Source organism: Nocardioides insulae DSM 17944 (assembly GCF_000422825.1).
Lineage (GTDB): Bacteria > Actinomycetota > Actinomycetes > Propionibacteriales > Nocardioidaceae > Nocardioides > Nocardioides insulae.
In genome coordinates this window covers 804,593-820,511 of record NZ_KE383928.1, presented here as the reverse complement: position 1 = coordinate 820,511, position 15,919 = coordinate 804,593, and the positions used below count along the sequence as shown (strand labels likewise).

General features: G+C 73.2%; 4 protein-coding genes. 2 read left to right on the top strand and 2 right to left on the bottom strand.

The window, feature by feature from the left end:
* Positions 1–83: 83 nt before the first annotated feature.
* Entirely contained in the window at positions 84–6,335 is a 6,252-nt protein-coding gene (locus G515_RS21535; protein WP_036555544.1) for a fibronectin type III domain-containing protein, read from the bottom strand.
* A 117-nt stretch (positions 6,336–6,452) separates the two neighbouring features.
* Positions 6,453–12,614 (bottom strand): Ig-like domain-containing protein, encoded by a 6,162-nt coding sequence (locus G515_RS21530; RefSeq protein WP_051218388.1) that lies wholly within the window; start codon positions 12,612–12,614, stop codon positions 6,453–6,455.
* A 317-nt stretch (positions 12,615–12,931) separates the two neighbouring features.
* Between G515_RS21530 and G515_RS0114020 the strand changes: the two genes are divergently transcribed.
* On the top strand, positions 12,932–14,485 hold the full coding sequence (locus tag G515_RS0114020) for an FHA domain-containing protein (RefSeq protein ID WP_157571110.1): 1,554 nt from the start codon (positions 12,932–12,934) through the stop codon (positions 14,483–14,485).
* Positions 14,482–15,888 (top strand): serine/threonine-protein kinase, encoded by a 1,407-nt coding sequence (locus tag G515_RS0114015; protein WP_028660639.1) that lies wholly within the window; start codon positions 14,482–14,484, stop codon positions 15,886–15,888. Before G515_RS0114020 ends, G515_RS0114015 begins: the two co-directional genes overlap by 4 nt.
* Positions 15,889–15,919 lie beyond the last annotated feature (31 nt).

Genomic DNA, 15,919 nt, shown 5'->3' with positions numbered 1-15,919 from the left:
CTGCTGCTGGCCGTTTACCGGCCGGGCGACCGTCGGCCATGGTACGGCGCCAGGGTGGCCCGGCGACGAGTCGGCGATGCCCCTCAGCCGCCGCCGAATCCGGCGGTCGGCCACGGATGGTGGTTCGACTCCTCGATCCCATCGGACCCGTTCGCCTTCTGGCAGCGGATCCACTGCTCCTTCTCCGGCTTCCCGTAGTACGCGTCGGCCTGGTAGGTGCCGTTTCCCGCGAAGTTCTCCGAATGCCCCCAGTTCGCCCTGTCCACGGAGTGGAAGGTGCAGGTCACCCGGCTGGCACCGAACCCGCTGAGATGGACCTGGATCCGCCCGCAGGTCTTGTCCGTGCACGCGCTCGGGATCCCGAACCCCTGACACGAGGGCGCATCGAAGCTGGGGTCGTCGTTGCACTGGCTGCCCCGGGTGACATTCACGGTCCGGTTCGGCGCCGGGGTCCTGGCCGAGGAGAACACGGCCGACACCGACGAGCGACCGTACTCGCTCCTGTCCTGGATCGTGATCCGCAGCCTCTCCACGGTGCTCGCCCCTACGCCCATGTCGCCCGTACGGACGCTCGTCGGGCCCACGCCGGCGCTGCTGGCCGCCGTGTTGCGGGAGGTGTTGATCCCCTTGACGGTGATGCGCGTCGGCGCCCCCTCCGAGTCCCAGGAGATCGACCAGCGGATCTTGCTGTCGGTACCGGTCGGGGTGCCGGTGGCTCGGATCGTGCCGGCATCGAGCGGTCCGGCGGTCTGCACCGACTGGGTGGGGGTGATCGGGCCGCAGCCCGACTCGTTGCACAACTGCAGGGCGATCCGGTGGGGAGCGTTGACCCCGAGGCTGTAGTACCTGGTCGGGGTGCCGTGCTGATCGGGGAGTGTCGTACGCCGAGTGCCGTCGACGTACACCCGTACCGTGGACTCCTCGCCGCGGGAGTCGGGCACGGAGTAGGTCAGCTTCGCGCGCCTGTCGGCCTTCGGCGCGGTCACGCTCCAGCTCTGCCACGCCGCCGGACTGCCCACGGCCGCCCAGGAGGAGGCCGCACTGGGTCGGCTTGTCCGCGCCGCACCGCCGGTCACACCCGGCACACCCGCATTGGTGGCGGTGACCTGGTAGCGGTAGGAGGTGCCGTCGTAGCGCATCCCGGCGTCCACGCAGCTCAGCGTCCGCAGCCCGGTGCAGTGCGGCAGCCTGGTGCCGTTGCGCAGCACCGTGTAGGTGACCGGGCCGGGTCCGTTGGGCGGGACCGCACTCCAGGTGACCTCGACCGCGCCGGTGTCCCCGGCGGTCTGCCGGTCCTCGATCCTCGGCCGCGCCGGCGCGGCCGGCGTACCGACCGACTGATGGGGCGCCGAGACACGCACCGGACCGGACGCGAGATCGTTGACCGCCACCACCGAGAAGGCATAGGTCTTCTCGTTGTCCAGACCCCCGATGGCAGCCTGTGGGCGAGTGACCTGTCTTGCCTCACCGCCGCCGGGCCAGCTCACCAGGTAGTGGTCGATCGAGCTCTCCCGCTCCGGACGGTTCCAGGCGAGGACCAGCTGGCCCTCGCCGACCCGTTGCAACCGGATCGGACCGACCTGTCCGGGCTTGGCGTCGGGAACGGCCTGCGCCGAGCTGCGACTCGTCTCCGACCAGCCCAGCGCGTTGTGCGCCTGCACGGTGAAGCTATAGGACCGACCGTTGGTCAGTCCGTCGACGGTGCAGGTGGTGGTGGCACAGATCGTGGTGCCGGCGTCCCCGGTGCCGGTGACCCGGTAGCGGTCGATCGGCGAGCCGTTCGACTCCGGTGCCCGCCAGGACAGCTGGACCTCCTGGCTACGCACGGTGCGGCCGGGCACCGGCGCGGCCGGCGTCGCCGGCCGGTCGCGGACCACCGCACGCACGGTCGTGGTCGCGCGCCGGTTGGGCGGTGGGTCCTCACCGGCCACGTCGGTCATCTCGACGCGGAAGCGAGCGGGACCGTGGACGCGGTCGCCCGTCCGCAGGATCAGCCGCGAGCCGTCCGCCCGGGCGTCGACGTCCAGGGTGGTGAGCGGGGTGACCTCGAGGATCCGCGGGTCGGCCTCGTCCACGCCCGGGGTGAGGAAATTCGCCAGGTCCAGGGTGCGCTCCTCGCCCGCGCGGAGGTCGTCGACCGAGACCGGCGCCAGGGTGGGCGCCGGCTGGGCGGTGACCACGATCGGGACGACGCCCGTGGCGCCGTGCTCGGTCGAGACGGTGAGTCGCCCGGTGGAGCCGACCTTGGCGTCGCCGTCGGCGGCCACGCTGATCCGCCGGCCGCGCGGCTCGATGATGCTCAGTCCGTCGCTGCTCGCCTGCCAGTCGGCGGCGTACTCGAGGCCGTCGGCGTCCTCGGGGTCGGTGGTCCAGGTATGGCAGACCGCGGAGACGTCGAGGGTCATGCTCTGTCCCTGGGCGATGCCGATCGGTTCCTCGGGACACCTCAGCACCGGGGCGGTCTCCCCGACCTGCACGGGCACGGTGAGGATGCCGGTGCGGCCCTCGGCGTCATCGACGCCTCGTCCGGTGGTGACCTCGAAGCTGACCGCGGCCGGCCCCTGGTAGTCCTCACCGGCGGTGAGCTCGATGGTGCGCTCGTCGGTGGTCCGGGCAGCGAGCTGGCCCTCGGGCGAGGTCCAGATCCGGTCCACGAGGGTGAGCCGGACCTCGCCGCCGGCAGGGTCGACCACGTGCTCGGAGATGTCGACCGTACGGGTCTGTCCCGGGTCGAGCTCGATGCTGCCACGGGCGTACGGCGCCGACTCGTCGCGCGCCGGGACGTAGACCGACGCGGTCGTGGCACCGCCGTCGGCGTCGGTCACCCGGACGGGCACGACACTCGGTTCGTCACCGCGCGGGAGGGTGAGCGAGCCGCCGTCGACGTCGTAGATCTCCTCCGCGGGCAGGACGACCTGGCTGATCCGCAGGGCGTCGTCGGGGCCGTCCGGGTCGGTGGCGTTCGCCAGCAGGTCGACGGTGACCGTGGAGCTGGTCGCTGCACCCTGCTCGTCGCGCCCGAAGGCGTCGGGGACGATCGGCGGGTTGTCGTACCCCTCGACCGAACGCACCAGGACGGTGCCGCGCGTCGTGCTGACGCCGTTGCCGAGGGTGTAGACGACGGACACATCGCCACCGTCCTCGGGTGCCCGGACCGAGATCGGACCGGTGTCACCGGTCAGTTCGACGCCCTCCGGTGGGTCGACCAGCTCCATCGTGACCCGGTCGCCCGCCGCCACGTGGTCGTTGGCCACAGCGTCGACCCGCACGGTCCGCCCGGGCGCGACCCGGGCGGTGTCGTCGACGGCCAGGGGCGGCTGCGGTTCCGCCGGTGGCGCGACCGCCACCCGGACCGTGCCCTCGGCCGTGCCGCCCTGCTCGTCCTCGACGGTGTAGCCGAACTCGTCGGTGCCGCCACTGTCCGGGAACGCCTCATAGACCAGCGAGTTCGCACCATGGTTGAGCACCCGGCCCAGCCGCGGTGGCGTACTGATCGAGGTGAGGGTCACCGGGTCGCCGTCCGGGTCGACGCCCGCGCCCGGCAGCCGGAGGGTGAGTCGGTCACCGGCGGTGACCCGGCCCTCCAGGGCGGGCGGCTCGGGCACCCGGTTGTCGTCGGCCGGTAGCACGGTGACCTCGACGGTGCCCGGCGCGGACTCCCCGGAGGACACGGATGCCTGGTAGTCGATGGTGGCGGTCGCGGCCTCCTCGAGATCGCCGGGGGCGACGTAGCGGACGTGCCGCCCGGCGACGTAGGCGTTCCCGAGGGTGGGCCGGTCCTCCGCGCTCGGGCGCACGGTCAGCTGGCCCGGCTCTGCCCCCGCGACGTCGTCGACCAGTTGCACGGGTTCCCCGGTCGGGCTGAAGTCGTTGTCGAGCACCGGCACCGAGACGGAGGCACCGGCGCGCACCGTGACCGGGTCCGCCTCGGTGACCGGGGTGGGATCCAGCTGGTCGGGGCGTTGGGTGACCACGACCTCCCCCTCGGCGGAGGAGGCGCCGTTGCTGATCGTGTAGCTCACCGTCTGCGGGCTCGGGGCCAAGGTGTCCTGCCGCAGCGAGACCCGCACCCACCGTCCCTCGACCACGGTCACGTCCAACGCCTCGGACTCCGCCTCGGCGCTCTGCACGGTGAGGAGTTGGCCGGCCGGGTCGACGTCGTTGGCGAGGACGTCGACCAGCCGCGGCGACTGGCCCACCAGGGACGCCTGGTCCGGCACCGCCACCGGCGCCCGCAGATCGTCGGCGGGACGGACGTCGACCCGGATCCTCGCCCGGGAGAAGGCCGAGTTGCCGTAGGCGGCGTCGTACTCCAAGAAGTAGGTGCGCGGCTGCTCGGCCCGGAAGCTCAGGGTGCCCGACACCCGGTCGGTGGTCACCTGCGCGCCGCCGACCGGAGTCACCTCACCGGCAAGGGTGAGCGCGGCGTTCGGGTCGAGCGGGTCCGAGCCCGGGTGGTCGTTGGCCAGCGGCCGGATCAGGATGGGCTCGCCGGCCTCACCGGTCACCACATCGGGCTGGGCCCGCGGCGCGACCGCCTCCCGGGCGGTCGCGTCCTGCACCAGGACACTGACCGACCCCTGGGCGCTCTCTCCCACCGCGTCGCCGACGACGTAGTCGACGGTGACCTCGCCCCGACGGGCCGGAGCGGTGAGCCGGATCCGCCCGTCACCGGCCACCCGGGCCTCGGCCCCCTGGCTAGCCGCGCCCGACACGGTTGCGGACGTGACACCGAGCGGGTCACCGTCGCCGTAATCGCGCCAGTCCGGCAGCACCGGGAGATCGAGGACCCCGCCCGCCGGCACCGCCCAGCGCTCCGGCTCCGCCTCGTCGTACCCCTCCCGCCGGGTGGGGCGGGCGTTGACCTGATCGCTGCGCGGCGTGACGGTGACCTCGGCGGACGCCGCGACGTCCCGGGTGCCGTCGTCTACGTGGTAGGTGAAGGTGACCGGGGTGGCGGTTCCCTCCGGGAGCCGGATCTGGACGGTCTGGCCGTCCGGGCTCACCGTCACCTCGGCCTCACCGTGCGGTGTGTCGACGGAGCGGATGGAGAGCAGCCGTCCCTGCGGCGCCGCATCGTTGTCCAGCGGGTGCAGCACGGTCAGCCGACCCGGGCGGGCGCCGAACCGGTCGTCCTCGGCCTTCGGCGGACGCCGGTCGCCGACCGACTCCTGCTCCTGCTGCTGCTCGGCGTCCTCGGAGTCGACGACCTCCTTCTTGAACGCCTCCCAGTCGTCGATCTGGGTCGGGCTGTCGGTGTCGAGGTCCCACACCGACCCGGTGGCGCGGTCGTTGAGCACGATCTCCCCGCGGTTGACCCGGAACACCAGATCCGAGGCGGTCGGCCCCAGACTCGCCACGTCGGTGCCGCCCCCACCGCAGCGCTGGGCCACCGACGCGTCGGCGCCGCCCATGCTCGACCAGGCGCCGAACACACAGGCTCCGAGCCGCACCGGCTCGGCCGGCGTACCAGCGATGCCGTCGGTGAGATCCCGGGAGTCGCCGGTCTCGAGGTCGACGGTGACCAGTCGGCCGCCGTCCGCCAGGACCACCTCGTCGGCCTCGGGCCCGGGCTGTTGCAGGACCGCGTCGGAGGAGACCGACGAGGTCGCGCCGCTGGGGAGCAGGAGGGTGCCGGACTCCCCGTCGAGGACGACGGGGGCCTCGCCCACCGTGGTGACGCTCGACCCCGGACCGATCTCCTGGTCCAGCGACCGGGTCTCCGGTGCGCCCAGGTCGGCCCCTGAGGGGCGCAGCAGGCTGAGGGTGTCCGCGGCGGCGGAGAGGACGACGGCCGTGCCGCCGGTGCTGACCGCGAGGTCGGCATCGCCACCGAGTTCGGCGATCGGGTCGTTCTGCGCGTCCACCGTGCTGGCCGCCGGGATGCCCGTACCCGAATCGGCCAGGGTGCCCCATATCCGGCCGTCGGCCGGGTCGACGACAGCGAGGGTGCCACCGCTCAGCCCGACCCGGGCCTGCGCCGGTACGGCGGCCACATCGCCCTCGACCACCACCACCCCGGCCGGGTCGATGGTGGCGACCTGCTGCCGGGCCAGATCCACGCCCACCACACCGGCACCGTCCTGGACCACGTCGGGCGAGCTGCCCAGCTCGGTCGGGAGCGCGCTGTCGAGCTGGTTGATCGGCTTGTTCATCCGGCCGTAGAAGCCGTCGGCCCGGTTGGTCACCCAGACCCCGCCGTCGTGCAACTCCGGGTCGTGGGCCTGGTAGCCGTCGGCCCGCACCGCCACCCAGGAGAGGCCGACCACGACCAGCAGCAGCGCGAGGTACGGCGCCGGCGCGGCATACCGCCTCGCCGTCCCTGCCTTGCCCACTGCTGCTCTCCCGAGTCGTTCGTCTCAGCCCTGCCCGATCCGGGTGCGCCCTCGCCGAGACATGCCTACCCACATCGGGAGAGGCTCAATCCCCCGCCGGAGACCTGGGCGGATCGGTCAATACCAGTCGAACTTCCCGCTGCTCACCCCGTCGCAGGTGACCTCGATCCAGTCGATCCGGCCGGCGTACCACCCGGGCTCGGCGTAGCCATCGCTGAGCTGCCTGATCTGGAAGCCGCCGCCCGCGCTGCTGTTGGCCGTGCAGCGGAACGTCGCGCCCGGGTCCTCGAGGTTGAAGTTCTCCAGGGTCACGCCGATCCGGCGGCACTCCGCGACGTCGCAGCGGGTGCCGTCGGGCGAGTTGACCTTGCACGGCGTAGAGCCGCTGTCGTTGCACTTGGATCCGTGGCTGACCCGCACGCTCCTCGCTGGCCGGTCCGGTGTGGTGACCGATGCGGTCGCCGAGTCGCTGCCCCGACCCGAGTCGGTCACGGTCACCGTGACCTTCTCCGTGACCTCGTAACCGAGGTCCACCGCCGAGGTGGTGTAGGTCTGGACGCCGGTCCCCGAGAGCGTCTTCGAGACGTCCCGCTGGGAACTCCTGATCCGCAGCGAGGCGCTGCGACCCATGGTGTCGACCGTGACCGTCCAACTCGCCGAGTTGCCGGAACGGTTCGCCGTGACCGATCTGATCGCGTTGGTCAGCTGGTCGTAGGTCTGGACCGACGTGCTCCCGGTCTCCGCTCCGCAGGTCTGCTCGTTGCACAGTTGCAGGCTCACCGAGTGCGCCGAACCGGTGCTCAGGTCGTAGCTGTGGCTCTGCTGGCCGGTCTCCTCGTAGGTGTACACCGTCCCGCCCACCGTGACCTTGACCGTCGACGTCGCCCCGCGCGAGTTGGGCACGGTGTAGCTGACCACCGCCTTCCCGTCCGCCTTCGGGGCACTGGCGCTCCACGAACCCCAGTCGGCCGGCTTGCCGACTGCGGTCCAGCTCTCCGCGGCGCTGGGGGCGCTGGTGCGGGCCGCGCCGCCGGGCGTACCGGGCACCCCGGCGTTGGAGGCGGTCACGGTGTAGCGGTAGGTCTGGCCGTCGTAGCTGATGCCGGTGTCGTCGCAGGTGGTGGCCGTCTGGTTGGTGCACTGCGCCAGCGGGGCGCCGTTGCGCTGCACGGTGTAGGTCACCGGGCCGGGCCCGTTGGGCAGCACCGGCCCCCAGGCGAGGCTCACCGCCCCCGCGTCCCCCGCGGTCTCCTGGTCGGTGACCGTCGGCGCGCCCGGTGCGGGCGGCGTACCGATCGACTGGTACGGCGCCGAGGTGCGCCCCGGCCCGACGTCGAAGGCGTTCTCGGCCACCACCGTGAAGACGTAGGTCTTGTCGTTGTCCAGCCCGCCGATGGTCGCCGCCGGGCCGCTGACGGTCGCGCCCTCACCACCGGGCCAGGAGACGTGGTAGCGCTCGATCGCCGAGGTCTGGGTGGTGGGTGCGGTCCAGGCCAGCGCGATCGTGCCATCGCCCACGCGGGTACGCCGGATCTCGCCGACGATGCCCGGCTTGGCGTCCGGGGTGGCGACCGCGGATCGCGGACTCGGGTCGGACCAGCCGACCCGGTTGTGCGCCTCCACGGTGAAGGTGTAGTCCACGCCGTTGGTCAGCCCGGTGATCGTGCACCCGGTCGAGCCGCATTCGCGGGTGCCCGCACCGTGATCGCCGGTCACCCGGTAGCGGTCGATCGGCGCACCGTTGGCCTCCGGCGCCCGCCAGGAGAGCACCACTTCCTGGCTGCGCACCGTCCGCCCCGGCACCGGCGCGGTGGGGGCGTCGGGGGTGTCCAGGATGGTGACCTCGAGGGTGCTCGACGCCTGCCGGTTCGCCGGCGGGTTGCCACCGACGTCGGCCATCGTCACCGCGAACCGGGCGGTGCCGTGCACGTCCTCGCCCGCGCGCAGCACCAGGCTGGTGCCGTCGACCTCGGCGTCGACGTCCAGCTCGGTCATCGCCTCGATGCTCAGGATCTGCGGGTCCGGGTTGTCGGCACCGGTCGTGAGATAGGGCAGCAGGTCGACCCGACGTTCCTCACCGGCCGCCATGTCCTCGACGCTGACCGGCGCCAGCGACGGCGACGGGGCCGCGACCACGACCACCGGGATCAGCCCCGGCTCGCTGCCGCGGGTCTTGACCGCCAGGGTGGCCTCGGTACCGGCTTCCGCATCGGGCGCCGCCTCGACGCTGATCTGCTCGCCCCTGGGTTCGATGATGCTGAGCCCGTCCGCCCCGGCCTCCCAGTCGGCGGTGTACTCCAGGTCGTCGGCCTCGTCGGGGTCGCTGGTCCAGGTGTGGCACAGCGCGGTGATGTCCATCTCGATCGTCTGACCCTGCGCCACCTCCAGCGGTGACGAGGGGCAGCGCAGCGCGGGCCTGGTGGAGCCCACCTGGACCGGCACCGAGAGCACCGTCTTGACCCCGGGCGAGGTGTCGGTGACCCCCGAGAGCACCTCGACGCTGACCGCCCCCGGTCCGGCGTACTGCTCCCCGGCGGAGACCTCGAACTCGCGTTCCCCGGTCACGGTGGCATTGATCTGCCCCTCGGGCGAGGGCCAGATCCGGTCCTTGAGGGTGAGCGAGACCCCTTCGCCGGAAGGGTCCACCACGTAATCCTCGAGCGCGGCGGTCACCGTCTCCCCCGGGTCGAGTTCGATGGCCCCGTCGACGTAGGGCAGGGAGCTCCCGGCGGCCGGCACGTAGACCGACGCGGTGGTCGCGCCCCCGTCGGCGTCCTCGACCCGCACCGGCACCACCGTGGGGTGCTCGCCCCGGGTCAGCGTCACCGAGCCGCCGTCGACCGACGCGGCGAGCGCGGCGGGCGCCGTCACCTCGGTGACCTGCAGTGCGTCCTTGGGACCGTCGGGGTCCACGGCGTCCTCGAGCACGTCGACCACGACGGTGTTCTCGGCGGCACCGCCCTCGGCGTCCTGGCCGAAGGCGTCGGGCACCACCGGCGGGTTGTTGAACCCCTCCACCGCCCGCACCAGGATCGTGGCCCGGGTGGTGGAGACCCCGTTGCTCAGCGTGTAGACGACCTTGACGTCCTCGCCGCCGTTCGGCACCCGGACCGAGACCGGCCCGGTCGTGCCGTCCAGGGACACGCCCTCCGGCGGGTCGACCAGCTCCATGCTGACCCGGTCACCCTCGGCGACGTGGTCGTTGGCCAGCGCGTCCACCACGATCCTGCGGCCGGGTGCGGCCCGGGCGGTGTCGTCCACCGCCAGCGGGGCCTGGACCTCGGCCGGCTCGGTCACACCGACCCGGACCGTCCCCTCGGCCTCGGCGCCCTGCGGGTCCTCGACGCGGTAGGAGAACTCGTCGGTGCCGGTACTCCCCGGGAAGGCCTCGTAGACCAGCGAGTTGGCGCCGGATGACAGGATCCGGCCCAGCTTCGGCGGCACCGAGATCGAGGTCAGCGTCACCGGATCGCCGTCCGGGTCGACCTCGGCGCCGGGCAGCCGCAGGGTCACCTCGCCGCCGGCCATCACCCGACCCTCCAGCAGCGGCGGCTCCGGCGGCCGGTTGTCCTCGGCCGGCAGCACCGTGACCTCGGCGCTTCCGGGCGCCACCTCACCGGCCGAGTTGGTCGCCTGATAGCCGATCGTGTACGTCGTCGTCTCGCGCACGGTGGGGGCGACGTACTTCACCACCCGACCGGTGACATAGGCCTGCCCGAGCGGCACCTCCTCGTCACCCGGCGGCCGCACCACCAGCTGACCCGCCTCGGCCTCGGCGACATCGTCGACCAGCCGCAGCGGGTCGCCGGCGGGGCTGAAATCGTTGTCCAGCACCGGGATCGCGGCCGCGCTGCCGGCGCGTACCGTCACCCGGTCCACCTCCGTGACGGGGGTGTTGTCCTCGGGCCGGGGCCGCTGGCTGACCATCACATCACCGGTGACACCGGAGTTGGCACCGTTGCTCAGGGTGTAGTGCACGACCCGGCTGCCGGCGCCCAGCAGGGGCTGCCGGGCGGCGATCCGCACCCAGCGACCCTCGACGACCGAGACGTCCAGGTCGGCGTCGTCGGCTGCCTGCGCGCCCTGCACCGTGAGCACCCGGCCGGCGGCGTCGACGTCGTTGGCCAGCACGTCCACCAGCGTGGGCGCCTGACCGGACAGGGTGACCTGGTCCGGCATCGCCACCGGGTCCCGGGGCGGGTTCTGCGCCGGCCGTACGTCGACGCGGATCTTCGCCCGGGAGAACTGCGAGTTGCCGTACGCCGCGTCGTAGTCGAGGAAGTAGGTCCGTGGTGAGTTCGCCCGCAGGGTCACCGTCCCCTCGACCAGGTCGGTGCTCACCCGGGCACCGCCGGGCGAGGCCACCTGCCCGGCCAGCACCAGCTCGGCGTCGGGGGTGGTCGGGTCGGAGCCGGGATGGTCGTTGGCCAGTGGACGGATGAGGATCGGCTTGCCCACCTCGCCGCTGACCACGTCCGGCTGCGCCGAGGGTGCCACCGCCTGCCGGTCCCGGTGATCCTGGACCCGGACCCGGACGGACTCCTCCACCGGTTCCCCGACCCCGTCACTGACCTGGTAGCTGATCGTGGAATCACCGCGCTGAGCGGGAGCGGTGAACCGGATCCGGCCGCTCCCGGTGACGCGCGCGGTGGCACCGGTCCGGTCTCCGCGCTCCGCGGTCGCCGCGGCCACGCTGATCGGGTCGCCGTCGTCGTAGTCGCGCCAGTCCGGCAGCACCGGGATCTCCAGCACGCCTCCGGCCGGCACCGACCAGGTCTCCGGTTCGAAGCCCTCCCGGAGGGCGGGGACCTCGTTCTCCCCGTCCTGTCTCGGCGTCACGGTCACCTGGGCCTGGTCCGACACGCCCTCGCGGCCGTCGTCCACGTGGTAGGCGAACGTGACCGGCCGGGTCGCGCCCTGCGGCAGCCGGATCTGGACGGTCTGCCCGTTCGGGCTGATGGTCAGTTCGGTGTCGGGATCCGAGGGCTGGTCCAGCGACTGCACCGACAGCAGCCGGCCCTGGGGAGCCGCATCGTTGTCCAGCGGGTAGAGCACGGTGGTCCGACCCGGGCGGGCGCCGAACTGGTCGTCCTCGGCCTTGGGCGGACGCCGGTCACCCGAGGTGGTCTCGTCCTCCTGCTGCTTGTCGTCCTCGGTGTCGACCGTCTTCTTCTTGAACGACTCCCAGTCGTCGATCCGGGTCGGTGCGTCCGTGTCGAGGTCCCACACCCGGCCGCTGGACCGGTCGTTGAGCACGATCTCGCCCCGATTGACCCGGAACACCAGGTCGCTGCTGCCCGCCCCGAGCGTGTTCATCGCCGTGTCCTCGTCGCCACAGCGCTGGGCGACGTACCCGTCCGCCCCGGACCAGGCCCCGAACACACACGCCCCCAGGCGCACCGGCTGGGCCGGCGTACCGGCGGCACCGTCGGCGATGACCTCGGCCTCACCCGAGGCCAGGTCGACCGAGACCAGACGGTCGCCCTCGGCCACCAGCACGCTGCCTGCATCCGGACCGGGCTGCTGCAGCACCGCATCCGGCGCCAGCTGACTCGTGCCACCACCGACCACGCTCAGGGTGCCGGACTCCCGGTCCAGCACCACCGCGGTGTCGCCGACGGTGGTGACCGTCGAGCCGGCACCGACCGGCGACTCGAGGTCCTGCGGGTCCGCGGGCTGCAGGCCGCTCTCGCCGGCGGACAGCTCGGTGAGCTGGTCCTCGGCGGCGGAGAGTACGACGACATCACCGTCCCGGCTCACTGCCAGGGCGGCATCGCCACCCAGCTCCGCGGTCGGGTCCGTCTGCGAGTCCAGTGCGCTCACCGTCGGATGCTGTGCGACCGGGTCCACCCGTTGGGCCCACAGCTGTCCGCTCGCCGGGTCCAGCACCGCCACCGTGCCACCGGCCAACTGCACGGCGGCGTCGGCCGGCAGGACCGCGCGTTCGCCCTGGACCATCTCGACCTGGCCGGGGTCGATGGCGGTGATGCTGCCCTGCCCGGGATCGACCGCGACCACCGCCGCGCCGTCCTGCACCACATCCGGGGTGCTGCCCAATTCCGCCGGGATGGCGCTGTCCAACTGGTTGATCGGCTTGTTCATCCGACCGTAGAAGCCATCGGCGGTGTTGGTCACCCACACCCCGCCGTCGTGGAGTTCGGGGTCGTGGGCCTGATAGCCGTCAGCACGCACCGCCACCCACGAAAGCCCGGCCACCACGATCAACAGCGCGAGATAGGGAGCCAGGGACACGGCGCGACCGCGGCTGCTGCGCGCCATGTCCCCACCTCACAGAGTTCGTCGGCGTCGTCGTCGCGGCTCGCTCGGCGACGGCATACGCGAGGCGAGGGTAAAGCTCAGCGCCTCCAACCGCCAACGTCACGCTATCGACCACCCTCGATCGCCCTGCGCCCGCGATCGGCTCTGCCGACGTACGGGACAGGTCGCGCCCACCCACGGCGCGCCTGGTGGGTCGGACGCGGCCCGGTCACCCAGCGCCCACTCGCGGCCACCTACCATGCCGGTGTCGGGTCCGACGGCAGTGTGATCGGATGGACGGGAGCACCGGCGGCGACCGGACCCGGGGGGAAGTGGGGATGAGCATGCGGGCGGGCTACGTGCCGGGCGGCGGGCTGCTGCTCGGCGACGGGAGCCGCTGGCTGCTCGCCGACTCACCACCCGACCCCGGTACGGCGCAACAGCTCTGGGACGCCCTGGTGGGACCGCGCATCCCCGATCCCGAGGCGGTCGCCGACCTCGCGGCGATGCTGGGCGCCTCCTCGGTGGTCGTGATCGATCTGGACGCGCGGCAGGCGGTCGGCGTCGGGCGAGTGATCCGCGGCGACGCCGGCCTCGCCGAACGCGGTGAGGCCGTCGAACTGGTGCTGGACCGGGCCCACGACCGGGCCCGCGAGCTTCCGCTGGCCTCCGGGGTCGTGGGGGCCGCGAGCGTCCGCATCACCCTCACCCGTCCTGCCCCAGCGGCCATCGCGGGCGGGTCCGGCGGCGGTCGGGAGAGCGCCACCGGGGGCGTGGGCGCCCCGGCCGCGGGCGCCGGTGCCCTCATCGACGGCATCCCCGACGCCATCCTGCACGCCACCGCCCCCGACCTGGCCGGCACCCACGAGACCGTGCACGACACGGCCGCCCACCCGGTACTCGACCCCGAGCACGACCCCGGGCACGACACCCAGCGCTCACCGCGCTCCGCGCCGGAGTCCGGAGCCACCGGCCCCCAGACCGGCCCCCACTCCGGTACGGCGCACGACGCCGACCGGTCCGGTGAGGGTCGGGTCGGGCACACCCGGGTGCGCACCGGGCCGCGTCCCGCGCCCAGCGCGCCCGCGACCTCCCCGCCCACCGATCCACCGCCACCGGTCGACGGGCCGCCCGGCGCCGCCGGGATCGCGGGGTCGGCGGCGCCACCGGGATCGACCGGTCCCTCCCTGCCCGAGCCGTCCTGGCACCCCGACGACCATGACGGGCACACCCAGGCGCGCGGCGCCGAACCGCCCACGGACCACCTGAGCCATGCCACCGGCGAGACCGTCCAGGCGGTGCGGTGCGACAACGGGCACTACACCCCGGCGCACTCCTCGGTGTGCCGGACCTGCGGAGGACCCGTCGCCGAACAACCGCCGTCCCGGGTGCCCCGGCCGCCGCTGGGCGTCCTGGGCCTGCCCGACGGCCAACAACTGCTCCTCGACCGCGGCGTCGTGCTCGGCCGCAAACCACGGCCGCTCCCCGACGGCGAGGCCTGGCCGCACCTGGTGCGACTGCCCGATCAGGCCACCCACCTGTCCCGCCTGCACGTCCAGATCACCCTGGACGGCTGGCTGGTGCTCGCCCGCGACCTCGGCTCCCGCGCCGGCACCACCCTGCTCGTGCCGGGACGCGCACCCGAGCGGCTGCGCCCCTACGACACGGTGATCCTCGAAAACGACCACCGACTCCTGCTCGGCGACGACTACACGGTCACCTTCCGCACCGGTCTGGACCTCGCCGTACCATCGGGGCCGCCGTCGCCGGCGCCCGGCGGGCCGCCGCCCAGTGGGCCTCCCCTGACCGGGCCGCCCCCCGGACCACAGCCCGCGCCCCCGGCGTACGGCGCGCCGACCCCGCCACCGCACAGCAAGGACCGCCATCCGTGACCGCCCCGCAGATCCCCGGCTTCACCTACGTGCAGCCGTTGGGCTCCGGCGGTTTCGCGGACGTCCATCTCTATGAGCAGCAGTGGCCCAAGCAGCGGGTGGCGATCAAGATCGTGCGCCCGGACATCTCCTTCACCGCGCGGGAGAAGGAACTGTTCCGCAGCGAGGCCGACGCGATGGCGCACCTGGCCGACCACCCCTACATCGTCAACGTCCTCAACGCCGGCGAGGTCGAGGGCCGGCCCTACCTGGTGATGCGCTTCTGCCCTCCCCCCGACCTCGGGGTGAGGGTCCGCACCGCCCCGATGTCGGTGGTCGACGTCCTGGCCACCGGCGTGAAGCTGGCCAGCGCCGTGGAGACCGCGCACCGGTCGGGCATCCTGCACCGCGACATCAAGCCGAGCAACGTGCTGGTGACGACCTACCAGGAGCCCGCGCTCACCGACTTCGGCATCGCCGGACGGATCGCCGAGGTCCATGCGGACACCGAGGTCCGGATGTCCTACCCGTGGGCCCCGCCGGAGATGATCGACGGCCGTTCCAACGGCACGGTCGCCTCCGACGTCTACTCGCTGGGCGCCACCTTGTGGAACCTGCTGGTCGGCCGCTCGCCGTACTCCGTGCCGCACGGCGACAACTCCTCGCGCGCCCTCGCCACCCGCATCCTGCACACGCCCGCACCCGCGACCCAGCGGCCCGACGTACCGCCGGCGCTGGAGCGACTGCTGGCGCAGTGCCTGGCCAAGCAGCCCGACCAGCGGCCCCGGTCGGCGCTCGAACTGGCCCGCTCCCTGCAGCAGATCGAGAGCTCGATGGGGTATGCGCGCACCCCCCTCGCGGTGGAGGAGTCCCGGGGGTTCGCGGCGCCCGCGGCCGAGGACAACCCCGAGGACGCCACCGTCTTCAAGCCGAGCACGTTCGTCCAGGGCAGCGGCAGCGTCACCGGTTCGGGGGCCGCCCCCGCGGACGGCGACCTCGAGGAGCCCCCCCGCTCGTCGCGCGGAGTGCTCTGGGCAGCGCTCGGCGTGGTCGCCGCGCTGGCGCTCCTGGTGACGCTCGTGGTCCGTGGTGGTGATGAGTCGGAGGAGCCGACCGAGGAGACCACACCCTCCTCGGCCCTGACCACGCCCGGCTCGCCGCTGGCCGACCCTGCGCCGCCACCGGCTCCCGAGATCTCGGTGGCGACCGTGCCTCGCGGCTACCGGTTCACCTGGTCGCCCGCCGAGACCCCGCTCGCCGACGACACCTACCAGTGGACGGACCCGAGCACCCAGGAGTCGCAGCGCACTCGCGCCACCTCGGTCGTCCGGCCCGCCGAGGGCCGGGTGTGCCTGCGCGTGGTCGTCGTCCGGGTCGGCGCCGGCACCTCCCCTCCCGCCGAGGCCTGTGCCGGCAGCCGCTGACCCGGCGAGCCCTCAGCCCGACCCGGAGCCC

What these genes read in the sequence shown, in the direction of transcription:
- G515_RS21530 (WP_051218388.1), bottom strand. Translation starts at nt 12,614, where the DNA reads ATGGCGCGCAGCAGCCGCGGTCGCGCCGTGTCCCTGGCTCCCTATCTC.
- G515_RS0114020 (WP_157571110.1), top strand. Translation starts at nt 12,932, where the DNA reads ATGAGCATGCGGGCGGGCTACGTGCCGGGCGGCGGGCTGCTGCTCGGC.